This is a genomic window from Actinomadura sp. NTSP31, assembly GCF_041951385.1.
In the GTDB taxonomy this organism is placed as follows: domain Bacteria; phylum Actinomycetota; class Actinomycetes; order Streptosporangiales; family Streptosporangiaceae; genus Spirillospora; species Spirillospora napierensis.
Genome location: NZ_JBGNUT010000005.1, coordinates 68,996 through 92,469 on the forward strand (window position 1 = coordinate 68,996; position 23,474 = coordinate 92,469).

At 74.2% G+C, this 23,474-nt stretch carries 20 protein-coding genes; 11 read left to right on the forward strand and 9 right to left on the reverse strand.

Annotated elements, in window-relative coordinates; genetic code table 11:
- Positions 1-35 precede the first annotated feature (35 nt).
- The 4 genes from ACA514_RS09995 to ACA514_RS10010 all read left to right on the forward strand — a co-directional run bounded on the left by ACA514_RS09995 (position 36) and on the right by ACA514_RS10010 (position 4,542).
- Positions 36-1,271: a cytochrome P450 gene (locus ACA514_RS09995; RefSeq protein ID WP_375040770.1), complete on the forward strand. Its 1,236-nt coding sequence runs from the start codon at positions 36-38 to the stop codon at positions 1,269-1,271.
- A 28-nt stretch (positions 1,272-1,299) separates the two neighbouring features.
- On the forward strand, positions 1,300-2,592 hold the full coding sequence (locus ACA514_RS10000; protein WP_375040771.1) for a glycosyltransferase family 4 protein: 1,293 nt from the start codon (positions 1,300-1,302) through the stop codon (positions 2,590-2,592).
- 83 nt (positions 2,593-2,675) lie between these two features.
- A complete protein-coding gene (locus ACA514_RS10005; protein WP_375041101.1) occupies positions 2,676-3,437 on the forward strand; it encodes a class I SAM-dependent methyltransferase in 762 nt (253 codons plus the stop codon).
- Positions 3,427-4,542 carry a prenyltransferase gene (locus tag ACA514_RS10010; RefSeq protein ID WP_375040772.1) on the forward strand — a complete coding sequence of 372 codons (1,116 nt, stop codon included), beginning with the start codon at positions 3,427-3,429 and terminating at the stop codon, positions 4,540-4,542. The genes ACA514_RS10005 and ACA514_RS10010 overlap by 11 nt, the downstream gene beginning before the upstream one ends.
- 115 nt (positions 4,543-4,657) lie before the next feature.
- Here the strand turns inward: ACA514_RS10010 and ACA514_RS10015 are convergent, their stop codons facing one another.
- The gene (locus ACA514_RS10015) at positions 4,658-5,332 is read right to left on the reverse strand and encodes a class I SAM-dependent methyltransferase (RefSeq protein ID WP_375041102.1); all 675 of its coding nucleotides are present in this window, start codon (positions 5,330-5,332) and stop codon (positions 4,658-4,660) included.
- A gap of 296 nt (positions 5,333-5,628) precedes the next feature.
- On the opposite strand from ACA514_RS10015, the gene ACA514_RS10020 reads away from it, so the two are divergent.
- The 3 genes from ACA514_RS10020 to ACA514_RS10030 all read left to right on the forward strand — a co-directional run bounded on the left by ACA514_RS10020 (position 5,629) and on the right by ACA514_RS10030 (position 8,114).
- Positions 5,629-5,820, forward strand: coding sequence for a ferredoxin (locus ACA514_RS10020; protein WP_344261698.1), 192 nt, complete (start codon positions 5,629-5,631; stop codon positions 5,818-5,820).
- 82 nt (positions 5,821-5,902) lie between these two features.
- Complete coding sequence (locus ACA514_RS10025; RefSeq protein ID WP_375040773.1) at positions 5,903-7,795, forward strand: endonuclease/exonuclease/phosphatase; 1,893 nt, start codon at positions 5,903-5,905, stop codon at positions 7,793-7,795.
- 130 nt (positions 7,796-7,925) lie between these two features.
- Positions 7,926-8,114, forward strand: a complete 189-nt coding sequence (locus ACA514_RS10030; protein ID WP_344261694.1) for a hypothetical protein — start codon at positions 7,926-7,928, stop codon at positions 8,112-8,114.
- A 230-nt stretch (positions 8,115-8,344) separates the two neighbouring features.
- Here ACA514_RS10030 and ACA514_RS10035 read toward each other — a convergent pair whose 3' ends face one another.
- On the reverse strand, positions 8,345-10,867 hold the full coding sequence (locus ACA514_RS10035; protein WP_375040774.1) for a hypothetical protein: 2,523 nt from the start codon (positions 10,865-10,867) through the stop codon (positions 8,345-8,347).
- A gap of 110 nt (positions 10,868-10,977) precedes the next feature.
- Positions 10,978-11,535 (reverse strand): DUF1707 domain-containing protein, encoded by a 558-nt coding sequence (locus tag ACA514_RS10040; RefSeq protein ID WP_375040775.1) that lies wholly within the window; start codon positions 11,533-11,535, stop codon positions 10,978-10,980.
- 174 nt (positions 11,536-11,709) lie between these two features.
- Between ACA514_RS10040 and ACA514_RS10045 the strand changes: the two genes are divergently transcribed.
- Entirely contained in the window at positions 11,710-12,294 is a 585-nt protein-coding gene (locus ACA514_RS10045) for a Uma2 family endonuclease (protein ID WP_375040776.1), read from the forward strand.
- A 123-nt stretch (positions 12,295-12,417) separates the two neighbouring features.
- Positions 12,418-13,362, forward strand: coding sequence for an NADP-dependent oxidoreductase (locus tag ACA514_RS10050; protein WP_375040777.1), 945 nt, complete (start codon positions 12,418-12,420; stop codon positions 13,360-13,362).
- On the opposite strand, the gene ACA514_RS10055 is transcribed toward ACA514_RS10050, so the two are convergent.
- Positions 13,363-15,252, reverse strand: a complete 1,890-nt coding sequence (locus ACA514_RS10055) for a GTP-binding protein (RefSeq protein WP_375040778.1) — start codon at positions 15,250-15,252, stop codon at positions 13,363-13,365.
- 154 nt (positions 15,253-15,406) lie between these two features.
- On the opposite strand from ACA514_RS10055, the gene ACA514_RS10060 reads away from it, so the two are divergent.
- Positions 15,407-16,114, forward strand: a complete 708-nt coding sequence (locus tag ACA514_RS10060; RefSeq protein ID WP_375040779.1) for a cupin domain-containing protein — start codon at positions 15,407-15,409, stop codon at positions 16,112-16,114.
- Between the two features lie 72 nt (positions 16,115-16,186).
- Here ACA514_RS10060 and ACA514_RS10065 read toward each other — a convergent pair whose 3' ends face one another.
- From ACA514_RS10065 to ACA514_RS10080, 4 genes are all read right to left on the reverse strand, one after another.
- Positions 16,187-17,191 (reverse strand): sugar phosphate isomerase/epimerase family protein, encoded by a 1,005-nt coding sequence (locus tag ACA514_RS10065; protein WP_375040780.1) that lies wholly within the window; start codon positions 17,189-17,191, stop codon positions 16,187-16,189.
- A complete protein-coding gene (locus ACA514_RS10070) occupies positions 17,191-18,339 on the reverse strand; it encodes a Gfo/Idh/MocA family protein (RefSeq protein ID WP_375040781.1) in 1,149 nt (382 codons plus the stop codon). Before ACA514_RS10070 ends, ACA514_RS10065 begins: the two co-directional genes overlap by 1 nt.
- 55 nt (positions 18,340-18,394) lie before the next feature.
- Complete coding sequence (locus tag ACA514_RS10075) at positions 18,395-19,459, reverse strand: ABC transporter substrate-binding protein (RefSeq protein ID WP_375040782.1); 1,065 nt, start codon at positions 19,457-19,459, stop codon at positions 18,395-18,397.
- A 111-nt stretch (positions 19,460-19,570) separates the two neighbouring features.
- A complete protein-coding gene (locus ACA514_RS10080; protein WP_375040783.1) occupies positions 19,571-20,605 on the reverse strand; it encodes an ABC transporter permease in 1,035 nt (344 codons plus the stop codon).
- 101 nt (positions 20,606-20,706) lie between these two features.
- Here ACA514_RS10080 and ACA514_RS10085 point away from each other — a divergent pair, with 101 nt between their 5' ends.
- Positions 20,707-21,903: an RNA-guided endonuclease InsQ/TnpB family protein gene (locus tag ACA514_RS10085; RefSeq protein WP_375040784.1), complete on the forward strand. Its 1,197-nt coding sequence runs from the start codon at positions 20,707-20,709 to the stop codon at positions 21,901-21,903.
- Between the two features lie 14 nt (positions 21,904-21,917).
- Here the strand turns inward: ACA514_RS10085 and ACA514_RS10090 are convergent, their stop codons facing one another.
- On the reverse strand, positions 21,918-23,441 hold the full coding sequence (locus ACA514_RS10090) for a sugar ABC transporter ATP-binding protein (protein ID WP_375040785.1): 1,524 nt from the start codon (positions 23,439-23,441) through the stop codon (positions 21,918-21,920).
- Positions 23,442-23,474 lie beyond the last annotated feature (33 nt).

The window sequence follows — 23,474 nt, forward strand, 5'->3', positions numbered from 1 at the left end:
ATCGAGGTCCCCCCGGACAAGGAGGTCCTGGCGCGATGACCACCACCCCTGAGATCGACCTGGTGGAGCCCGGCGCGTACGAGCGCGGCGGCATCCCCCACGAGCAGCTGGCCTGGCTGCGCGAGCACGACCCGGTGCACCGGCACCACGGCGACCCCGACCGGGGCAACCCGCCCTTCTGGGCGGTCACCCGGCACGCGGACGTGGTGCACGTGTCCCGGCATCCGGAGGTCTTCTCCTCCTACGAGCGGCTCGCGCTGTTCGACGAGCCGCCGGAGGAGCACCTGGCGCTGCAGCGGCTGATGATGCTGAACCAGGATCCGCCGGAGCACACGCGCAAGCGCGGCATCGTCAACCGGGGGTTCACGCCGCGCGCGATCGGCGCGCTGGCCGACCACATCAGGGAGATCTGCCGGAGGCTGGTGGCGGAGACGGTGGCGCGCGGCGAGGAGGCGGACTTCGTCCGCGACCTCGCCGCGCCCCTGCCGCTCTACGTCATCTGCGAGCTGCTGGGCGCCCCGCCGGAGGACCGGGAGAAGATCTTCCACTGGTCCAACACGCTGATCGGCGGGGACGACCCGGAGTTCCAGCGGACGCCGGAGGAGGGCCAGGAGGCGGCGACGCAGCTGTACGCCTACGCCAACGTGCTGGCCGCCGACCGGCGGGAGAACCCGCGCGACGACATCGTCACCCGGCTGCTGCAGCCGGACGCCGACGGCCAGGTCCTGGACGGCGACGAGTTCGAGCTGTTCGTGATGCTGCTGTCGGTGGCCGGCAACGAGACGACCCGCAACGCCGCGTCCGGCGGGATGCTCGCGCTGCTGGAGAACCCCCAGCAGTGGGCGCGGCTGCGGGAGGACCGGGCGCTGGTGCGGACGGCGACGGACGAGATCGTCCGGTGGGTGACGCCGGTGAACATGTTCCGCCGGACGGCCGTCCGGGACACCGAGCTGGGCGGACGCCGGATCTCCGAGGGCGACAAGGTCGTGGTCTTCTACTCCTCCGCCAACCGCGACGAGGCGGTGTTCGCCGACCCGCACGCCTTCGACGCCGGCCGGGACCCCAACCCCCACCTGGGGTTCGGCGGCGGCGGGCCGCACTTCTGCCTGGGGTCCCATCTCGCCCGGCTCGAGCTGAGTGTGCTTTTCGAAACACTTTTGGACACTGTGCCCAATATTGAACTCGGCGGTAACGTACGGAGGCTAAGGTCTAGTTTCATCAACGGCATTAAGGAGATGCCGGTGCGTGTGCGACCGGCGTCCCGCGACTGACGGGAGTGGTGCGTGGGCAGGTACTGGCGTGGGTGAGGCAGACGAGCCGGGCGGACCGCTGCGGGTGGCCCTGCTCTCCTACCGGAGCAAGCCGCACTGCGGCGGCCAGGGCGTCTACCTCCGGCATCTGAGCCGGGAACTGGTCGACCTGGGGCACACCGTGGAGGTGCTGTCCGGCCAGCCGTATCCGGAGCTGGACCGCGACGAGATCGCCCTCACCAAGATCCCGAGCCTGGACCTGTACCGGGACGAGGACCCGTTCCGCACCCCGTCGCTCGGCGAGTTCCGCGACTGGGTCGACGTCCTGGAGTTCGCGCACATGAAGACCGGCGGCTTCCCCGAGCCGCTGACCTTCAGCCTGCGCGCGCTGCGCGAGCTGAGGCGCCGCCGCCGCGACTTCGACGTCGTGCACGACAACCAGGTCCTCGGCCTCGGCAACCTCGGCATCACCCGGCTCGGCCTGCCGCTGGTGACCAGCATCCACCACCCGATCAGCGTCGACCGGCGGATCGAGCTGGAGGCCGCGCAGGGCGTCAAGCAGAAGCTCGGCAAGTACCGCTGGTACGGGTTCGTCGGCATGCAGTCGCAGGTGTCGCGGCGCATCGGCCCGGTGCTGACGGTGTCGGAGTCGTCCAAGGTCGACATCGTCAAGGACTTCAAGGTCGACCCGCGCGACATCGAGATCCTTCCGCTCGGCGTCGACACCCGGATCTTCCACCCGCGCGGCGAGCGCGTGCCCGGCCGGATCGTCGCGATGGCCAGCGCGGACGCCCCGATCAAGGGCGTGGACGTGCTGCTGCGCGCGGTCGCCAAGGTCGCCACCGAGCGGGACGTGCACGTCATCGTGGTCAGCCGCCCGCAGAAGGACGGCCCGACCGACAAGCTGGTGCGGGAGCTCGCGCTCGGCCAGCGGGTCCGGTTCGTCAGCGGCATCAGCGACGACGAGCTGGGCGAGCTGCTGGCGTCCGCGGAGGTCGCCGTCGTCCCGTCCCGCTACGAGGGCTTCTCGCTGCCCGCCGTCGAGCACATGGCGTCCGGCACGCCGCTGGTCGCGAGCCGCGCCGGCGCGCTGCCCGAGGTCGTCGGCGACGCCGGCGTGCTCGTCGCGCCCGGCGACGTCGAGGAGCTGGCCGCGACGCTGCGCCTGCTGCACGACTCCCCCGCGGAGCGGGCACGCGTGGGCGCCGCCGGGCTGGCCCGCGTGCAGGAGCGGTTCGCGTGGCCGGCCGTGGCGAAGGCCACCGTCGAGCACTACCGCGCCGCGATCCGCGAGCGGAACTACCTGCGGCTCGCCGCGTCCAAGCGGGCGGCCGGCGGCTGAGACGGGCGGCACCCGGAAGGGGCCGCATCACGCAAGTCTGTGGGAACCCCATCGGGGCCTCCCCGTACGGAAGGAGCACGACCCTGCTGACCGTGGATTTCCAGCGGTTCCGCGTCACCCCCGGGGACCGCATCCTCGACATGGGATGCGGGGCCGGACGGCACGCCTTCGAGCTGTACCGACGGGGTGCGCACGTCGTGGCCTTCGACCTCGACGCGGACGAGCTGGCCGGCGTCGAGACGATGTTCGGCGCCATGCGCCTGGAGGGCGAGGTCCCCGCGGGCGCGACGGCCGAGACCGTGCAGGGCGACGCGCTGGACCTGCCGTTCCCCGACGACCACTTCGACAAGATCATCGCGTCCGAGGTGTTCGAGCACATCCCCGACGACATGCGGGCGATGCGGGAGCTGCTGCGGGTGCTCAGGCCGGGCGGGAGGCTCGCCGTGACGGTGCCGAGCTGGCTGCCCGAACGGGTCTGCTGGGCGCTGTCGGAGGACTACCACACCGCCCCCGGCGGCCACGTGCGGATCTACACGCGCGCGGAGCTGGAGGCCAAGTTCAAGTCGATCGGCTTCAAGGTCGGCGGCCACCACCACGCGCACGGGCTGCACGCCCCGTACTGGTGGATCAAGTGCGCGGTCGGCGTGAACGACGACGGCAACCCGCTCGCCAAGGCCTACCACCAGATCCTCGTCTGGGACATCATGAAGCGGCCGCTGGCGACCCGGCTGGCCGAGCGCGCTCTGAACCCGCTGATCGGCAAGAGCGTCGTCGTGTACTTCACCAAGCCCGCGGCGCCGAGCACGCCGGCGGCCCCGGCCAGGGAGACGGCGGATGCCGTCTGAGACCGCTCCCCCCTCCGTCCCGGGGGTCGTGACCTCGGACGACATCGTCGCCACGGCCCGCAGCATCGCCCGCCAGCAGGAGGCGTCCGGCGCGATCCCCTGGTTCTCGCCGGTCGGCGGCGTGCCCGGCCACGTCGACGCCTGGAACCACGTCGAGGCCGCGATGGCGCTGACCGTCGCGGGGCTCGGCGAGCAGGCTCGGCGGGCCTACGAGTGGCTCGCCGGCGTGCAGCGCCCGGACGGGTCGTGGCCCGCGAAGTGGGTGCTGGGCGAGGTCACCGAGCCGGGCGGCGAGTCCAACCAGGCCGCCTACGTCGCGGTCGGCGTCTGGCACGAGCTGGTGTGCACCGGCGACGAGGACTTCGCGCGGCGGATGTGGCCGACGGTGCGGCGGGCGGTCGACTTCGTGCTCGGCCTGCAGACCCGCCGCGGCGAGATCATCTGGATCCGGCACGAGAGCGGCGAGGCGTCCGACCACGCGCTGCTGACCGGCTGCTCGTCGATCTACCAGTCGCTGCGCTGCGCGGTCGCGCTGGCGGAGCACCTGGGCGAGCCGCAGCCGGAGTGGGAGCTGGCCGCCGACCAGCTCGGCCACGTGGTGGCCGCGCATCCGGAGGCGTTCGCCGACAAGAGCCGCTGGTCGATGGACTGGTACTACCCGGTGCTCGGCGGCCCGGTGCGCGGCGAGGCCGCCGCGCGGCGGCTGGCGGAGCAGTGGGACGCCTTCGTGGTGCCGGGGCTCGGCTGCCGCTGCGTGTCCGACCAGCCGTGGGTGACGGCGGCGGAGAGCTGCGAGCTGGTGATGGCGCTGGACGCGGCGGGCGACCGCGACCGGGCGCTGGAGCTGTTCGCCACCATCCAGCACCTGCGGCACGAGGACGGCTCGTACTGGACGGGCTGGCAGTTCGAGAACGAGCGGCACTTCCCCGGGGACCGTTCCACCTACACGGCGGCGGCGGTGGTCCTGGCGGCGGACGCGCTGGCGGACGCCTCGCCGGGGGCGCGGCTGTTCAAGGAGATCGCCGGGCGCCCGCTCGGGCCGTGCGCCGCGTCCGATCCGCTGGCGTGCGGCTGCGCGCCGGTCCCGGTGCGGACCCGGCTGTGACGCCCGCGCGGAGCTAGAACGCGTTTCACGGCCGTGGGGCCGCACCGGTGCTCTCCGGTGCGGCCCCGCGGGCGCTATGGGCCCTATGTGGCTTCTGTGGCCTGTGCGCGGCGGCTCAGGCCCCGGCGGCGGGCCGGGGCGCGGCGGCCGGGTCGGCGGCGGAGACGCGCTCCAGGACGCGCAGGGAGCCCTGGACGCGGCGCTCCTCGAACGCGCCGCTCGCCAGCGCCCGCAGGTAGAGGCGGTACGGGGCCTGGCCGCCGTCCGCGGGGTCGGGGAACACGTCGTGGATCACCAGCGCGCCGCCGACCGCGACGTGCGGCGCCCAGCCCTCGTAGTCGCCCTGCGCGTGCTCCTCGGCGTGCCCGCCGTCGATGAACAGCAGCGCGAGCGGGGTGCGCCAGAACGCCGAGACCGTCCGGGACTGCCCGACGACCGCGACGACGTGCTCCTCCAGGCCGGCGGCGCCGACCGTCTTGCGGAAGGTCGGCAGCGTGTCCATCCGGCCGGTGCTCGGGTCGACCAGCGCCGGGTCGTGGTGCTCCCAGCCCGCCTGGTTCTCCTCGGAGCCGTGGTGGTGGTCGACGGTGACGACGACCGTGCCGGCCCGCCGGGCGGCGGCGCCGAGGTAGATGGCCGACTTGCCGCAGTACGTCCCGACCTCCAGCAGCGGACCGGTGGCGGCGAGCCGCGCCCCGTACTCCAGAGCCGTCTCGTAGAGGACGCGGCCCTCGTCGTCCGGCATGAAGCCCTTGGCGCAGCGGGCGGCGCGCAGGAGGTCCGCCGGCATCGCGGGAGGGCCGGCCGGGCGGTCCGCGGCCCCGGTCGTCCCCGGGACGGTGGACGCCTCGTGAAAAGCGGACGGGGTTCCAGTCATCGGGGCACACTATCCGACGCCGAATGAGACTCGGGTCTCGGCCCGGTCTTGCCAGCTCAGAATGGAACGTGTTCTACTTTTCCGGGCGGGCGACCGGCGGCAGAACCCCGTTCGGTAGGTTGGGCGCCGAGCACCGGGCCGGCGGGGCCGCGCCGCCGCGCGGGCCCCCGGGACCGCCCGCCCATCCGGGAACGCGAACGGAGTAGCCGATGAGAGTACGAGTCGACCCGCTGGTGTGCGAGGCCAACGGCGTCTGCGTCGGGCTCGCCCCCGAGGTCTTCGACCTCAACGACGACGACGAGCTGGAGATCCTCAAGCCGGACGTGCCGGCGGACGAGGCGGACCACGTCCGGCACGCGGTGCGCTCCTGCCCGAAGGCCGCCCTGAGCCTGGAGGAGTAGCCGGCCCGCGGTTCGTCAGCGGCCCGCTCCGCGTGCCATCCTGCTGCCTGTCCTCAGGCGACTAGACGATCGTGGAGTGCGGGTGGCGTTCGCAGCTGCAGCGGGCCGTCTCCGGACGGCCCGGACGCTCGCATCCGTTCTGGCGGCGGCACTGGCCGCCCCCCTGGCCGTGCCGCCGGCGGCGCTCGCGGCCGCGCCGCGCACGGGCCGGCACATCCGCGACATCCAGGGGGCGGCGCACCTCTCGCCCCTGAACGGCGCGGCGGTCGCGAACGTCCCCGGCGTCGTCACCGCCGTGACCGGCAACGGCTTCTGGATGCAGGACCCCCGCCCCGACCGCAACGACGCCACGTCCGAGGGCGTGTTCGTCTTCACCCGCACCCGGCCGTCCGCCGTCGCCGGGGACGCGGTCCGGGTGAGCGGGAAGGTCAGCGAGTTCCGGCCGGGCGGCGCCTCGTCCGCCGGGCTCGCCCGCACCGAGATCGACGCCGCCTCGACCGCCGTCGCCGGGCACGGCGCCGCGCTGCCCGCCCCCGTCGTGCTCGGGCCGGGCGGGCGCCGGCCGCCGACCGCCGTGGTCTCGGCCCGCGGCGGGAACGTGGAGAAGGGCGGCGCGCTCGACCCCAAGCGCAGCGGCCTCGACTTCTACGAGTCGCTGGAGGGGATGCGCGTCCGGATCGGCGACGCCGTCGCCGTCGGGCCGTCCAGTGACGGGCAGGTGCCGGTGCTGCCCGCCAACGGCGCCGGCGCCGGGACGCGCACCGGGCGCGGCGGCATCCTGCTGCGCGACGGCGACGCCAACCCCGAGCGGATCGTCCTGGACGACGCGCTCGCCCCGCTGCCGGGGATGAACGTCGGCGACCGGCTGCCCGGGGCGAACGACGGCGTGCTCGACTACTCCTACGGCGACTTCACGCTGCTGCTCACCGCCACCCCGCGCCGCGTGGGCGGCGGCCTGCCGCAGGAGGTCGCCCGGCCGCAGAAGCCCGGCGAGCTCGCGGTCGGCACCGCGGGGCTGGCCGGCCTGAACCCCGACAGCCCGCCGCAGCGCTTCCGCGACCTCGCCGGCGACATCGTCCAGGGGCTGGGCTCCCCCGACCTCGTCGCGGTCAGCGGGCTGCAGGACAACAACGGCCCGCGCGACGACGGCACCGTCGCCGCCGACCAGACCGTCGCGCAGCTGATCACCGCGATCAGCGAGGTGGGCGGCCCCGCCTACGACTGGCGCTCGGTGAACCCGCGCGACGGCGCCGACGGCGGCGGGAAGGGCGGCAACAGCCGGATCGGGTTCCTGTTCCGCACCGACCGCGGGCTGGCGTTCGTCGACCGTCCCGAGGCCGCCGACCCGATGGCCGGCGACCCGCCCGCCGGGCAGCCCGACCCGTCCGTCACGGCGGTGAAGGCGGTGCGGCGGTCTGGCGGCTCGGCGGGCCTGTCGCTGTCCCCCGGCCGGATCGCGCCGCGCGACCCCGCCTGGAGCGGCGCGCGCAAGCCGCTGGCCGGCGAGGTCACCTGGCGGGGCCGCCGCATCATCGTCGTCGCCGACGACTGGTACCCGCGCAGCGGCGACGACCAGCCCGCCTTCGGCCGGTTCCAGCCGCCGGCCACGCCCACCGCGTGGCGCCGCGACGCGCAGGCCCGCGTCGTCGCCGGGTTCGTCAGGTCGGTGCAGGCGGCGGGCCGGAAGGCCGATGTGATCGTGACGGGCGGCCTCGGCGACGGCGGGACGTCCGTGCCGGTCCGGACGCTGACGGCGGGCACCGGACTGGCCGACCTGCCCGCCGGGCTGCCGGCGAAGGACCGCTACACCACCGTGACCGGCGGGAACTCCGAGGACCTCGACCACATCCTGCTCAGCCGGTCGCTGCGCAAGCGCAAGCACGAGTTCGACATCGTGCACCGCGGCTCGGAGTTCGCCGCGCGCGCCGGGGACCACGACCCGACCGTGGTGCGCATCGACCTGTCCGGGAAGTGACGGGCGCCGCCCCCTTTCCGGCGGCACCGAAAGATCGCCTTCGAGCGATCCGGAAACCCGCTGGTGTTTGTCTCCCCGGCCCGGGGGCAGCGACCGGTCGTCACACCCCCTCAGGGAGGAGACGCCCCCCATGGCGTACAGATATCGGTCGCGCCACATCAGCCTGATCGGCCTGATCTATCTCATCATCGGCGTGTTCGTCGCGTGGGACCGCGGCTACATCGACGTCCCGCTGCTCCGCCAGGTCGGCAGCGCGCTGCTGGCGATATTCCTCTGGTTCCTCATCCTGCTCGGCGTGGACCTGCACATCCGCGGCTGAGCCCGAGACCGCACGGGCCGCCCGCGCGTCCCCCCGCCGTCGGGCGGTCCGTGCCCTCCACCCCCGGCGACAGGTCCCCGTCGCGCCGGGGTCATAGACCGCAGAGCACTCGCCGAGTTACTTTCCGCTCATGACGAAAAGAGACTGCAGTTGCGGACATGGCGGCGGATGCTCGTGCCCGAAGGGCTGCTCCTGCGGCTGCAACGGGTGACCCCTGACCGGGCCCCGCCCTAGGGGTCCGTCCTCGGCGCGGCGCCCGGCACCGGCACGGGCGCCCGCCACAGCAGCGGCGTCTCCGCGCCGTCCCGGACGCTGACGCCGGTGGCGAGCAGCGTGCCGCCGGCCGGCGCCATCGCGGTGAGCCGCTGATCGCCGCGCCCGCCGAGTCCCCGCGCGGGGACGCGGCGCCACGCGGCGCCGTCCGCCGAACCGAACACGGCCGCGTCGCCCGCCGCGGTCGCGGCGGCGGCCACGAACCCCTTCGGCGTCGCCGCCAGCGCCGTCACCTGCCGCGCACCCGCCGGGGAACGCGCCGCCCAGGTCCGCCCAGCGTCGGCCGACACCAGCAGGCCCGCGCCCGTTCCCGCGGCGACCAGCGCGTTCCCGCGCGCCGCGACCTGCCCGAGCGGGCCGGTGCCCGGCGGCACGGCGGCCGCCGGCGTCCACTTCACACCGTCCGGCGACGTCCAGACGGCGGGCCTGCCGTCCCGGCCGCCGACCGCCGCGTACCCCGTGCCGGTCGCCACCACGTCGGCGAGGTTGCCCGCCACCGGCACCCGCCTCCACGTCCTGAGGTCGGCCGACCGCCACGCGGCGCCTCCGCCGACCGCGACGTAGCCCGCCGGACCGGACGCGACGGCGGCCAGCGGGCCCGCGGGCATCGGCGCCCGCTGCCACACCGTCCCATCCTGCGACGTCATCGCGAGCGCACCAGGGCGGGGACCGGACGTCCGGCCGACCGCCAGCCAGCCCCGCGCCCCGAACGCCACGTCCGCCAGCGCCCCGGCGACGACCGGGAACCGGCCGCGCGTCCAGCCGCGGCCGTCGGGCGAAATCCAGACCGCCGCGCCGCCGTTCGTGCCGCCCACCGCCACCGCCCGGCCCGGGCCGGCGGCGAGCGACCGGACGGCCCGCTCGGCGTGCACCGCGCCGGGCACCGCCGCGAGGTTCACCCCCGACAGGTACGCGTCACCGCCCTGCCGGCCCGAGACCACGACCGCGCCGCCCGCCGCGACCGCGAGCCCGCTGCTCACCACGGGGCCCGCGACCGTCCCGGACGGCTGCCAGCCGCGCCCGTCGGCGCTGCGCAGCACCGTGCGCCGGCCGTCCGCGCCCTTGACCAGGACAGCGAGCCCGGCCGCGGAGCCGCCGAACCGTTCCACGCCCGCGTACCCGGGCACGGAGAACCGGCCCTGCGCCTGCCACTTCAGGCCGTCCCGGGAGGTGAACAGCACCCCGAACCGGGTCGTCCTACGATGCTTCTTCCGGCCCGTCGCCCGCTGCCCCTCGCGCACCGTCGCGAACCCGCCCGGCCCCGCGACCAGGCCGTTCACCGAACCGTACGACCCCTGGGCCGGCGGGACGTTCACCGCCGTCCACGTCCGCCCGCCGTCCGCGGACCGCCACAGGCCGTCGCCCCGCACCGTCCGGGCGACCTTCTTCTTGCCCTTCTTGCCGGTCACCTTCCGGCTGAACGTCCCGTGCGTCACCAGCACGTCCCCGGACGCGGCGAGCCGGTCGAGCCCGGTGATCCCGGCCTGCAGGCCGTCGATGCGCTGCCACGCCCGGCCGTCCGCGGTGCTCCACACGACCGCCCGGCCGCCCGCCGACCCCACCGCGACGTACCCGTGCGCGGTCGCGGCCAGCGCGTTCACCTGGTCGCCCGGCTTGAACGCGGACGCGTCGAGGCGCCGCGTCCAGGTCGCGCCGCCGTCGCTCAGCCACACCACCGTGCCCGCGGGCGACCGGCCGAGCGCCACCCAGCTTCCCGTCCCGGCCGCGACCAGCCGCGGGCGCTCGCCGGCCGGCGGCTCCGCGCCGTCCGCCCCGCGCACTTTCGCCGCCTTCCACGCGTGCCCGCCGTCCGCAGACACCAGGAACCGCGTGCGCTCCTGTCCCGGCGTGCCGTCGCCCTCCGTGCCGGCGGCGACGATCGTCCGCCCGGACGCGGCCACCACGGCGAGGTCCTGGACGAGCCCGTCCGACGCGGCCACCGGATCGGTGGCGAACATCGCACCTGCCGGAACCGCCGCGGGCACCCGCGGCTTCTTCGCTCCGTCGTCGCCTCGGTCGAGCGCGAACAGCACGCCGCCCGCGACGACCACCAACCCAGCCGCCCCCGCAATGACGACCCGCAAACCACGCGTCCGCCGCCTCGCATCTCCCGGGGCGGTCGCCGCCGGCTCCACCACCTCAGGCTTCTTCTCGTTCGAAGGCTCGGCGGCGTCCGCCGGATCCGAAGGCTCAGAGGACGGGGCGTCCGCGCGGATGGCGTTGCGGCTCGGCGGCGCCTCGGGCTCGGCCGCACTGTCGCGCGGGGGCGCTCCGTGGCCCCAGCCGATGCCGGCGGTGCGCCATGCCTCGTAGGCGCGCTGCCAGGGCGACAGGGCCGCCGGAAGGTCGGCGAGGTCGCCGCCGACGCCGAACGTCAGGCGGCGCCTGACCTGGCGGGATCCGGTCGACCGGTCGTCGGCGGGGGGCTCCGCGCCCGCCGGGGACGCGATGCCGTCCCGCTCCGGGGTCCTCGCCGTCACACATGCTCCTTCACGGGCCTGGGGCCATTATCAAACCGCGCCACGCCGGTGCCTGTTCGGACATCTGCGGGAACGGCGGCCGATCAGGCCGCTGGAGCGTTCCTATCACCTCAGGCCGGGCGGATCCGGTCTTTCGCCTCGATCTCGCCCTTGTAGGCGAAGCCCTTGATGTGCACGACCGGGGCGTCGGGGCCCGGGGCGCCGTGCAGGTCGGCCGAGACGCCCATGCCGCCGGTCTCCACCCGGACGCCCGGCGGGACGATGACGTCGACCGTCGACTTGTAGGCCAGGACGCGGATCGTCGTGACCGGCCCGTCGAGTTCGGCGGCGCGCAGGTCGAGGAGGGCGTGCCCCTTGTAGACGGCGGTGGTGAACCGTTCCGGCAGGCGCCAGATGCCGGTGCGCCGGACGGTGCTCTTGTAGGCCATCTGGAAGCGCCCGGCGGGGCCGCGCCCGGTGGCGGACGGGGACGCGACGGCGGCGCCCGGCAGGTCGGCCGAGACCTCGGCCAGGTCGTCCTCGGTGCGGGCGGCCAGGGCGAGGTCGATGCGCTGGTCCAGTTCGGTCTCGCTGAGCCGGCCCTCGGCGTAGGCGGTGTGCAGCCGGACGAGGACCCGGTCGCGGTCGCCGTCGGAGGCGCGCAGGCGCTTTGGCTGCTCGACGGTCATCTCACATCTCCTTCGCGGCGGCGCGACTCGGGCTCAACGCGATGTATCTTAACTCGATCTCGCTCGGTTTGCGAGAGATTCGCCCGGATCCGACTCGCGATCATGGGATGCCGGGCTCGGGGGCGTCCGGCCGGTAGATTCGGAACCAGCCCGTTGATTGAGGGGGGACGGTCCATGGGCGGGACGCCGGGGCGCGCGCACGGCCCGTACACGCTGTACGACCTGGACGCGATGCCCGAGGAGGGCCGGCGTTACGAGCTGGCGGACGGCTGGCTGAACGAGCTGCCGGGCGACATGTGGCACGACCACGCCGCCGACACGCTGAAGACGATCCTGAAGGACGCGGCCCGCCAGGCGGACGCGGACGTGCACGTGGCGGGCGCGCCGCAGGACGTCACCACCCCGGCCGGCGTCCGCAAGCCGGACGTCTTCGCCGTCGCCCGCGACGTGGCGCGCGCCGCGCTGGAGCGGCGGACCCGCACCTACTACGGCCCCGACCTGATGCTGGTCGCGGAGGTCGTGACGCCCCGCACCGTGAACGAGCAGATCGACCGCGTCCGCAAGGTGGACGAGTACGCGGCGACCGGCATCCCGCACTACTGGCTCATCGATCTGGAGCCGCGGCCGTCGATCACGATGCTGGAGCTCGACGGGGGCCGCTACGAGCTGGCGGGCAAGGCCCGCTCCGGCGAGACGATCACGCTGGACGCGCCGTTCCCGATCAGCTTCGACCCCGTCCGCCTGTCCGAGATGGACTGACCGCTCCGCCGGCCCGGGCGGCGGGTGGCCGGATCCTTTCAGTTGTTGGCGATCTCGCCACTTTTTGCCGCGGTGACGGCCGGGCAGAGTGAGGACGTCGCAACGGAGAGAGGGAGAAACGCCATGTCGGAGCGGATGCGGGCGGTCAGGCAGGACGCGCTGGGCGGGCCCGAGGTGCTGAAGCTGGTGGAGGTGGACCGGCCGGAGCCGGGTCCGACGGAGGTGCTGGTCCGGGTGCGGGCCGCCGGGGTGAACCCGACCGACTGGAAGCACCGGGCGATGAAGATCTTCCTCGGCGACCCGCCGTTCACGCTGGGCTGGGACGTGTCCGGCGTGGTGGAGGAGGTCGGGTTCGGGGTGACGGTCCACAAGCCGGGCGACGAGGTGTTCGGCATGCTGCGCTACCCGCACGGCGTGGGCTCGCACGCCGAGTACGTGGCGGCGCCGTCGCGGACGTTCGTGCGCAAGCCGGCCGGCATCGACCACGTGCAGGCCGGCGCGCTGCCGCTGGCGGCGCTGACGGCCTGGCAGGCGCTGGTGGACACGGCGGACGTGCGGGAAGGGCAGCGCGTGCTCGTCCACGCGGCGGCGGGCGGGGTCGGGCACCTGGCGGTGCAGATCGCCAAGGCGCGGGGCGCGCACGTCATCGGGACGGCGAGCGGATCGAAGCACGCGTTCCTGCGCGGCCTCGGCGTCGACGAGCCGATCGACTACCGGAGCGTCGACTTCGCCGAGGCCGCCGAGGACGTCGACGTGGTGCTCGACACGATCGGCGGCGACTACGGGCCGCGCTCGCTGCGCACGATGCGGCGCGGCGGCACGCTGGTGGCGGTCGCGGGCCGCGCCCAGCCGGAGGACATCGCGCGGCGGGCCGCCGGGCAGGGCGTCCGCTTCGAGAAGCTGCTGGTCGAGCCCGACTTCCACGCGATGTCGCAGATCGCGGCGCTGGCGGCGGCCGGGCGGCTGCGCGCGGAGATCGACACGGTGCTGCCGCTGGAGGACGCCGCGAAGGCGCACGAGCGGGGCGAGACGGGACGGGTGTCCGGCAAGATCGTCCTCACCGTCTGATCAGCGGCCGGGGCCGCGGAGGCGGGCGGCGCGGTCGAGCGGGTCGCCGCCGGTGCGGGGGCGCGACGGCGGCCTGCCGGTGACGGGGCGCTCGCCGGACGGCGCCGACCACCAGGTGCCCTCTCCGCCGGTGAGCGCGGGCAGGGACGTCTCGGCCTCGCGGACGCGCCCGGCGGGGATCTCGCCCTTGACCGTCCAGCCGCCGGGTCCCGGCGCGGGCTCGACCGCGCCGGCGCCGAGCGCGGCGAGCGCGGCGAGGACCCGGCTGAGCGCGTCGCCGGGGATCTCCGCCTCGAACGCGTGGCACGGTTCGTGGACGCGGGTGCCCGCCGCGGCGAGCGCGGCCATCAGGACCCGCGGGGTGAGGCCGCGGAAGTCGGCGGCGGTGCTGATCGGGCCGGCGTACCCGGACCGGGTCAGCACCACGGCGCAGTCGGTCACCGGCCAGCCGTGCAGGCCCTGTTCGAGGGTGCGGTGGACGGTCTCCTCGATCGCGCGGTCGAAGGCGTGCGGCAGCGCGCCCGGCTCGGTCTCGCGGCGGAACGCGTTGCCCGCGCCGCGCGGCGCGGGTTCGACGCGCAGGCCGACGGTCGCCCAGAAGTCCGGCACGCGGCGCCGCCAGTTCATCTCCTCGGCGGCCTCGCCGACGCCCGCGGGGCGTTCGAAGCAGACGGTGCGGCTCTCCTCGAAGACGGCCTCGATGCCGGCCTCGGCGAGCAGCCGCGCGCCGATGACCTCCTTCTGCACCTCCCCGTACAGCAGCACCGACGTCGCGCCGGACGGGGCGGGCCGCGCGCGGATCAGCGGGTCCTCGTCGGCGAGGTCGAGGAGCGCGGCGCGCAGCCGGCCTCCGTCGGCGGGGCGGCGGGCGCGGACGATCGTCTCCAGGGACGGCGGCGGGAACGGCGGGACGTCCCGGACGGGCGGGCCGATCCGGTCGCCGACGCGGACCCCGGCGAGCCCGCGGACGCGGGCGATGTTCCCGGCCGTCAGCGGTGCGCCGGGGGCTCCGGCGACGTCCAGCCCGGTGATCTGCCCGCCGCGTCCCCCCGTGAAGGCGACGTGCTGGCGCGGGCGCACCTCGCCGGAGAACAGCCGCAGGTAGGCGACCCGTTCGCCGGACGGGGCGCGTTCCACGGCGAAGACGGACCCGCGCGTCTCGCCGTCGCCGGGGCCCGGGCCGGCGGGCGGCAGCAGGGAGCCGATCCCGTCCAGCAGGTCGCGGACGCCCTCGCCGGTCGTCGCCGAGCCGAAGTACAGCGGCTGGACGGTCCCGGCGGCCGTCTGCGCGCGCAGCGACGCCCGCACGGCCTCCGGCGGGGTGTCGCGGCCCTCGACGAAGTCGGCGAGGAGGGCGTCGTCGCCGTCCGCGAGGATCTCCACCGGCGGGTCGCAGGGCACGGCGCGGCCGCCGCGCACCCGGTTCAGCGGCACCGCCCGGGCGCCGAGCCGGCGCCCGATCGCGGCGAGCACCGCGTCCGGGTCCGCCCCGGCGCGGTCGATCTTGTTCACGAAGAGCAGGGTGGGCAGGGCCAGCGCGCGCAGCGCCCGCATCAGCACGCGGGTCCGCGCCTGCACGCCCTCGACCGCCGACAGCACCAGGACGGCGCCGTCGAGCACGCCGAGGGCCCGCTCGACCTCGGCGGCGAAGTCGGCGTGGCCGGGGGTGTCGATCAGGTTGACGTTCAGCGCGCCGAGCCGGAACGGCGCGACCGCCGAGCGGATCGTGATGCCGCGGCCGCGTTCCAGCTCGCCGCGGTCGGTCTGGGTGTCACCGGCGTCGACGCTGCCGAGCCGGGCGATCGTGCCGGTGTCGAACAGCAGCCGCTCGGTCAGGCTGGTCTTTCCCGCGTCGACGTGCGCGAGGATGCCGAGGTTGAGCGTGGGCATGGGCGGTGGAGTCCTCGAAAGCTCTCGTCCGGAAGGGGCTGTGAGTTTCCGAAGACCTGGCGCATCTCGCCTCCGCTGCTCGTTGGACGTCCGGCAGGCCATGCTGCCAGCGCGCCCGCCGACGCGCGTACCGGTTTTTCCCTACCCTGGGGCGGTGCTGCTCCTGACGACGCTCGACGGCTGGCGCGCCCAGCCCGGGCCCCGGTTCGTCCTGTCCGACGCGGGCGCCGTGTGGGCGCCCGACTCCGAACCCGACCTGCTGGCCATCGCCGACGACGTGTACGGCGGCGGCGAGGCCGGCCAGGTCGTCGCGGTCACGCTGGATCCGGAGCCCGGCCTGAGGCCGCCGCGCGGCGTCGTCGACAAGGGGACCGCGACGGCGATCCGGTACGTCCGGCGCGGTCCGGACGGCCGGCACGTCGCGCTGCTGGACCGTCCCGCCACCGCCGAGGCGCTCGACCTCCTCCCCCACCCCGAGGGCGGCTGGTACCGGGAGACCTGGCGGTCGGACGTGACGTTCGCGCCGGACGGCTACCCGGGCGAGCGGGCGAGCGCGACCGGCATCTACTTCCTGCTGCCGCCCGGCGAGGAGTCGATGTGGCACGCGGTGCGCTCGGCCGAGATATGGCTGTGGCACCGCGGCGGCCCGCTGTCGCTCCTGCTCGGCGGGGCCGGCGACGAGCCCGGCGCCGCCCCCGAGACGGTCACGCTGGGCGCCGACGTGGCGGCCGGCGAGGTGCCGCAGGCCGTCGTGCCGCCCGGCGTCTGGCAGGCGGCGCGTCCCGCCGGGCCCGAGGAGGTCCTGGTCAGCTGCGTGGTCTCCCCCGGCTTCGACTTCACCGACTTCCGCGCCCGCCCCTGACCGCCCCAGGCGCGGAGCGGCGCGCCGTCCCCCTGCGTGGCCTCAGGGGGCGGCGCGCCGCGGGCTCGGGGATCAGTCGGAGGAGAAGGCGGCGTCGAACGCGGCGGACGGCGGTTCCATCGCGTTCAGCGCCCGGACGAACTCCAGCGCCTCAGGGGCGCCCTGGAGGCGGTCCATGCCGGCGTCCTCCCACTCGACCGAGATCGGGCCGTCGTAGCCGATCGCGTTGAGGGCGCGGAACACGTCCTCCCACGGGACGTCGCCGCGGCCGGTGGAGATGAAGTCCCAGCCGCGCCGCAGGTCCGCCCAGGGCAGGTGGGAGGAGAGCCGGCCGCGGCGGCCGTCGCCGGTGCGGACCTTGGTGTCCTTGCAGTCGACGTGGTAGATCCGGTCGCGGAAGTCGAACAGGAACCCGACCGGGTCGAGCTCCTGCCAGACGAAGTGGGACGGGTCGAAGTTCAGGCCGAACGCGGGCCGGTGCCCGATCGCCTCCAGCGTGCGGACGGTCGTCCAGTAGTCGTAGGCGATCTCGCTCGGGTGGACCTCGTGCGCGAACCGGACGCCGACCTCGTCGAACACGTCCAGGATCGGGTTCCAGCGGGCGGCGAAGTCGGCGTAGCCGCGCTCCACCATCGCCTCGGGGGTGGGCGGGAACATCGCGACGGTGTGCCAGATCGACGAGCCGGTGAACCCGACGACGGTGTCGACGCCGAGGCGGGCGGCGGCGCGGGCGGTGTCCTTGATCTCCTCGGCGGCGCGGCGGCGGACGCCCTCGGCCTCGCCGTCGCCCCAGATCCGCTCCGGCAGGATCGCCTGGTGCCGCTCGTCCGGGAGGTCGCAGACCGCCTGCCCGACGAGGTGGTTGGAGATCGCGAACACCTTGAGGTCGTGCTTGGCGAGCGTCTCCAGCCTCCGCGGGACGTAGGCGTCGTCGGCCAGCGCCTTGTCGACCTCGAAGTGGTCGCCCCAGCAGGCGATCTCCAGGCCCTCGTAGCCCCAGCCGGACGCCAGCCGGCAGACCTCCTCGAACGGCAGGTCGGCCCACTGGCCGGTGAACAGGGTGATCGGTCGCGCCATCACGGGCTCCCCTCGACGTCGGCCCAGCCGCCGGACGCGGCGCTCGCCTCCACCGCGGCCAGCACCCGCTGCACCCGCAGGCCGTCGGCGAACGACGGGCTCGGGTCGGTGCCGGCCGCGATCGCGGCGAGGAAGTCGGCCATCTGGTGGGTGAAGGTGTGCTCGTAGCCGAGCAGGTGGCCGGGCGGCCACCAGTGCCCGGCGTACGGGTGCACGGGCTCGGTCACGACGATCCGCCGGAACCCGGCCGTCGCCGCGTCCTGCGTCCCGTCGTAGAACCACAGCTCGTTCATCGACTCCAGGTCGAACGCCAGCGCGCCGGACGAGCCGCTGACCTCGATCCGGAGCGCGTTCTTGCGCCCGGTCGCCATCCGGGTCGCCTCGAAGGAGGCGAGCGCGCCGCCGTCGGTGCGGCCGACGAACAGCGCCGCGTCGTCCACCGTGACCTCGGCCGTCCCGCCGCCCGGCAGCGGCCGCTCCCCGACGAAGGTGTCCATCACCGCCGACACCCCGGCCAGCGCGTGGCCGGTGACGAACTGCGCGGTGTCGATGATGTGCGCGCCGATGTCGCCGAGCGCGCCCGTCCCGGCCCTGGCACGGTCCATCCGCCAGGTGAAGGGCGCCGCGGGGTCGACCAGCCAGTCCTGGAGGTACTGGGCGCGGATGTGCCGGACCGTCCCGACGCGCCCCTCCTCGACCAGCCGCCGGGCCAGCGACACCGCCGGGACGCGCCGGTAGTTGAACCCGACCATCGACCGGACGCCCCGCGCCCGGGCGCGCTCGGCGGCGGCGGTCATGGCCTCGGCCTCGGCGACCGAGTTGGCCAGGGGCTTCTCGCACAGCACGTGCTTGCCCGCCTCCAGCGCCGCGACCGCGATCTCCGCGTGCGCGTCGCCCGGCGTGCAGATGTCCACGATCTGCACGTCGTCGCGGCGCAGCAGCTGCTTCCAGTCGCCCTCCGCCGCCGCCCACCCGAGCGTGCGGGCCGCGGCGGCGGCGCGCCCGGCGTCGCGTCCGGCGAGGGCGGCCATCACCGGGGTCAGCGGCGGGTCGAAGAAAGGCCCGACGGTCCGCCACGCCTGGGAGTGGGCGCGGCCCATGAACGCGTGCCCGACCATCCCGACTCCGACGGTGGTCAATATGCTCACCTCTCTGTTGTTCTCCGGGCGGCGCCCCGGCCCCCGCCGGCGCGCCGCCCGCCGCTCAGGACTCGAAGCCGAGCGGCAGGTAGCGGCTCACGTTGTCCCTGGTGACGGTCTCGGACGCCAGGGTGAGCGACTGCGGCGGCGCCAGCTCGACCAGGTCGGCCATGCCCTTGCCCTGCGCGAGCAACCGGGCCAGCCGAACCGCGGACGCGGCCATCGTCGGCGGGTAGGTGACGGTCGCCTCCAGCACCCCGCTCCCCGACTGGATCTCGCGCATCGCGTTCGCCGACCCGGCGCCCCCGACCATGAAGAACTCCTTGCGGCCGGACTGCTTGATCGCGGCGAGCACGCCGATGCCCTGGTCGTCGTCGTGGTTCCAGAGCGCGTCGATCTTCTTGTGCGCCTGCAGCAGGTTCGAGGCGACCTGGTTGCCGGTCTCCACGGTGAACTTCGCGTCCTGCTTGGCGGTCACGGAGTAGCCGTAGGACTTCAGCGCGTCCGCGAAGCCCTTGCTGCGGTCCTGGGTGAGCGGCAGCGTCGCGATGCCCTGGATCTCCACGATCACCGGGTTCGACACGCCCTTCGCCTTGAGCTTCTTGCCGACGTAGTTCCCGGCGGAGACGCCCATGCCGTAGTTGTCGCCGCCGATCCACGTCCGGTACGACAGCTTGTCGGGGAACACCCGGTCCAGGTTGATCACCGGGATGCCGGCGTCCATCGCCTTGCGCGCGACCTGGTTGAGCTGCTCGCCGTCGTTCGGCAGCATCACCAGCACGTTCACCTTCTCCGAGATCAGCGACTCGACGGCGGAGATCTGCTGGTTGATGTCGTTGGTCGGCTGGACGGGCTTGAACGTCACGTCCTTGTACTTCTTGGCCTGCGCCTCGGCGTTCTTGGCGATCGCCGCCGTCCAGCCGTGGTCGGCGGCGGGCGCAGAGAACCCGATGACGACCTGCTTGCCGGGCTTGTCGTTGTCGCCGCCGAGCGCGCCGGCCTGCGCGGCCGGCGTGGGGTCGTCCTTCTCGCTGTTGCTGGTACAGGCGGTGGCGAGGGCGCCGGCCGCGACGGCGGCGCCGCCGAACAGGACGCCTCTGCGGGTGGGGCGGGGGCTCTGATCGCGCATGACGTGCTCCTGGTGTCAGGGGTGGAGGGCCGCCGGGCGCGCGTTCCCCGGGACGCGCGGGCCGGCGGTCGGACGGGCGGCGAGGGGCGGCCCGGCGGGACGGCCGGGGGGTCAGGTGGGCGAGCGCAGGCCGCGGCGCTGCAGCAGCACCGCGATTCCGATGATCACTCCCTTGGCGATGAGCTGGTCGCTGGTCTGCAGGCCGTTCAGGATGAACAGGTTGGTGATGACGGTGAACACCAGCACGCCGAGGATCGACCCGACGACGGTGCCGCGCCCGCCGGTCAGCAGCGTCCCGCCGATGATGACGGCGGCGATCGCGTCCAGCTCGTACAGGTCGCCGTGGGTGCTGGAGCCGGTGGTGGTGCGGGCCATGATGATGATCGCGGCGACGCCGCAGCAGAACCCCGACAGCGCGTACAGGTACAGCGTGTGCCGCCGGACGTCGATGCCCGCGAGCCGCGCCGCCTCCGGGTTGCCGCCGACCGCGAACGTCCGGCGGCCGAACGTGGTGCGGTTCAGCAGCACCCAGCCCGCGACCGCCACGGCCGCGAAGATGTACACCACCAGCGGCAGCCCGAGCACCTTCGTGGTGGACAGCGACTCGATCGCGTCGTTCTCGGGCCGGACGAGCTGGGTCTTGCGGTCCGACATCCGCTGCGCCAGCCCGCGCGCCGACACCAGCATCGCCAGCGTCGCGATGAACGGGACCATCCGGCCGTAGGAGATCAGCAGCCCGCTGACGACGCCCGCGCCCGTCCCGACGAGGATCGCGCACAGCGCCATCACCGCCGGGCCGTACGACTGCGTCGCGACGGTCGTCGCCCACACCGACGCCAGCGCCATCACCGACCCGACCGACAGGTCGATCCCGCCGCCGATGATCACGAAGGTCTGGCCGACCGTGATCACTCCGATGGTGGCGGCCAGCGCCAGGATGCCGACCAGGTTGCCGGAGGTCGGGAAGTTGTCCGGCTCGGTGACGACGCCGACCACCGCCAGCAGCGCCAGCGCGGCGACCAGGCCGAGATGGCGGAACTCGCCGGGCCCGCGCCCCGCGCCGTCGCGCCGCAGCGGCCGCAGCGGCCCCTTCGCCCACGCTCCGCGTGCCGGGGCGCCGCGCACACCCGCGTCCGTCTCGGTCACAGCGCACCTCCGCCAACAGGGTGTGTTCCAGGCATGAAAGGAAGACGAATTCGATGGAAATCCCACTGCCCGTGCGAAGAGTGAGCAGTAAGGTGCGTTGAGTGAGAAGGGCGTACCGTTGCCGGGCCTACCCGTCCCCCGAGCAGGTCACAGTGTTGAACCGCACGTTCGGATGCGTGCGCCTGGTGTGGAACAGGACGCTGGCCGAACGTCACGCCCGCTACCGGACCGAAGGTCGCTCGACCTCCTACAAGGACACGGACTCCGCGCTGACCGCTTGGAAGAAGACGTCCGAACTGGCGTTTCTCTCCGAGGTGTCCTCGGTGCCACTCCAGCAGACGCTCCGGCATCAGCACGCCGCTTTTCAGGCGTTCTTCGCCGGACGATCCCGCTACCCTCGCTTCAAGAACCGGTCCGGTCGCCAATCGGCGCATTTCACCCGATCGGCCTTCCGCATTCGCGAGGGGAACCTGTGGCTGGCCAAGACCACCGGGCCTCTTCGCATTGTGTGGTCCTGGCCCGCGGTGGACCTGTCGATGCTGAATCCGACGATGGTCATCGTGTCCCGCGAACCGGACGGCCGCTGGTTCGCCACTCTCGCCGTCGAAGAAGAGCCACCGCCGGCGCCGGCAGCATGCGACACCGTAGGAATCGATCTCGGGCTCAAGGAGTTCGCGGTCACCAGCCACGGCGAGCGCATACGTCGGCCCGACGATGTCGGACGGCATGAGCGTCGGCTGAAGCACTACCAAAGGATGGTGGCCCGCAAGACCAGGGGCTCGGCCAACCGCCGGAAGGCGTGCCGCAAGGCCGCCAGGCAGTATGCGAGGACGCGGGACGCACAGAGGGACTTCCTGCACAAAGCCAGCAGCGACCTCGTCCGCCGTTACGACGTGATCGTCCTCGAAGACCTGAACGTGTCCGGGATGGTCCGTAACCACCGGCTGGCGCGGGCCATCTCCTGCGCCGGATGGGCCGAGTTCCGTTCCATGCTGCAGTACAAGGCCGTCCGGCTGGGCCGCCGAGTGGTCGTCATCGACCGTTGGTACCCGTCCTCCAAAACCTGCAGCGCCTGCGGACATCTGCTCCCGCATCTGGATTTGGGTACTCGCCACTGGCAGTGTCCGTCCTGCGGCACCCGGCACGACCGGGACCTCAACGCCGCGAAGAACATTTTGGCCGCCGGGCTGGCGGTGACGGCCTGTGGAGCGGGCGTAAGACCTCCGGACATCCGTCCGGGGCTGCCCGCCGTGAAACAGGAAGCCCGACTCGCGAGGGAAGGACTCGTCGCTCCCTAGAGCGGCAGAGGAAGTCAAAGCGCACTCCCTTCCATGATCATGTTGAGTACGGCGGCCTCGTCGAGTGCGGCGGCGTCGCCGCTGTGCACCACCCGGCCCTCCCGGACGACCAGCACCCGGTCGGCGAGGCCGAGCACCTCGGGCACCTCGCTGGACACCAGCAGCACCCCGATGCCGCGCGCCGCCAGGGCGCGGATCACCGCGTACAGCTCGGCGCGGGCGCCGACGTCCACGCCGCGGGTGGGCTCGTCCAGGATCAGCAGCCGCAGGTTCCGCGCCCCGGCCAGCCACCGGGCCAGCACGACCTTCTGCTGGTTGCCGCCCGACAGGGTCACCACCGGGCGGCGCGGGTCGGGCGGCCGGATGTCCAGCGCCTCGATCTGCTCGCGGACGTCCGCCAGCTCGCGGCGCCGGTTGAGCCAGCCGAGCCGCGCGTACCGGCGCAGGCCGGCGACCGTCACGTTCCCCGCGACGGTGTCGTTCAGCAGCAGCGCCTGGCTCTTGCGCTCCTCCGGCGCCATGCCCATCCCGCGCCGCACCGCCGCGCCCGTGTCGCCCGGACGGACCGGGCGGCCGTCCACCAGCACCCGCCCGCGCGCCGGGCGCCGCGCCCCGTAGATCGTCTCCAGGATCTCCGAGCGGCCCGACCCGACGAGCCCGGCCAGCCCGACGATCTCCCCGGCGCCGACGGCGAACGACACGTCCTCGAACGCGCCGGGCAGCGCGAGCCCCTCGACCCGCAGCACCTCGTCGCGGCCGCCGGCCGGGGCGGGCCGGTCGGGGAAGACGTACTCGATGTCGCGGCCGGTCATCAGCGACACGATGTGGTCGGTCTTCGTGGTCTTCGCGGGCAGGCCGTTCGCGACGGAGCGGCCGTCCTTCAGCACGGTGACCCGGTCGCCGATCTCGCGGATCTCCTCCAGCCGGTGCGAGATGTAGACGACCGCGACGCCGGCGGCGGTCAGCTCCCGGATGATCCGGAACAGGTTCGTCACCTCGTCGTGCGCGAGCGCGGCCGACGGCTCGTCCATGACGATGAGCCGGGCGTCGTGCGACAGCGCGCGGGCCATGCTGACGACCTGCTTGCCCGCCGCGGACAGCCGGCCCGCCTCCCGGCGCGGCGGGATCTCGCCGTGCCCGAGCCGGGCGAGCAGCTCCCGGGCGGCCCGCTCGGCGTCGCCGCGGCGGGTGAACCCGAGCGTCGCGCGCTCGTGGCCGAGGAAGACGTTGTCGGCGACCGACAGCCCGTCCACCAGATCGAGCTCCTGGTAGATGGTCGCGATGCCGGCCCGCATCGCGGCGGTCGGCCCGGCGAGGCGCACCGGTTCGCCGGCGAAGACGATCTCGCCCTCGTCCGGCTGGTGCGCGCCGGCGAGCACCTTGATCAGGGTGGACTTGCCGGCGCCGTTCTGGCCGAGCAGGCAGTGCACCTCGCCCGGACGGACGTCGAGGTCGACGCCGTCCAGCGCGCGGACGCCGGGGAACTGCTTGACGATGCCGCGCATGCGCAGCAGCGGTTCGGGGTCGGACGGGCCCATCGGGCCTCCACTGGTGAGGAGGGACGGGGGTCG

What these genes read in the sequence shown, in the direction of transcription:
- ACA514_RS10065 (WP_375040780.1), bottom strand. Translation starts at nt 17,191, where the DNA reads ATGGCGCGACCGATCACCCTGTTCACCGGCCAGTGGGCCGACCTGCCG.
- ACA514_RS10045 (WP_375040776.1), top strand. Translation starts at nt 11,710, where the DNA reads ATGGGCGGGACGCCGGGGCGCGCGCACGGCCCGTACACGCTGTACGAC.
- ACA514_RS10030 (WP_344261694.1), top strand. Translation starts at nt 7,926, where the DNA reads ATGGCGTACAGATATCGGTCGCGCCACATCAGCCTGATCGGCCTGATC.
- ACA514_RS10010 (WP_375040772.1), top strand. Translation starts at nt 3,427, where the DNA reads ATGCCGTCTGAGACCGCTCCCCCCTCCGTCCCGGGGGTCGTGACCTCG.
- ACA514_RS10055 (WP_375040778.1), bottom strand. Translation starts at nt 15,252, where the DNA reads ATGCCCACGCTCAACCTCGGCATCCTCGCGCACGTCGACGCGGGAAAG.
- ACA514_RS09995 (WP_375040770.1), top strand. Translation starts at nt 36, where the DNA reads ATGACCACCACCCCTGAGATCGACCTGGTGGAGCCCGGCGCGTACGAG.
- ACA514_RS10050 (WP_375040777.1), top strand. Translation starts at nt 12,418, where the DNA reads ATGTCGGAGCGGATGCGGGCGGTCAGGCAGGACGCGCTGGGCGGGCCC.
- ACA514_RS10075 (WP_375040782.1), bottom strand. Translation starts at nt 19,459, where the DNA reads ATGCGCGATCAGAGCCCCCGCCCCACCCGCAGAGGCGTCCTGTTCGGC.
- ACA514_RS10090 (WP_375040785.1), bottom strand. Translation starts at nt 23,441, where the DNA reads ATGGGCCCGTCCGACCCCGAACCGCTGCTGCGCATGCGCGGCATCGTC.
- ACA514_RS10040 (WP_375040775.1), bottom strand. Translation starts at nt 11,535, where the DNA reads ATGACCGTCGAGCAGCCAAAGCGCCTGCGCGCCTCCGACGGCGACCGC.
- ACA514_RS10020 (WP_344261698.1), top strand. Translation starts at nt 5,629, where the DNA reads ATGAGAGTACGAGTCGACCCGCTGGTGTGCGAGGCCAACGGCGTCTGC.
- ACA514_RS10015 (WP_375041102.1), bottom strand. Translation starts at nt 5,332, where the DNA reads ATGCCGGCGGACCTCCTGCGCGCCGCCCGCTGCGCCAAGGGCTTCATG.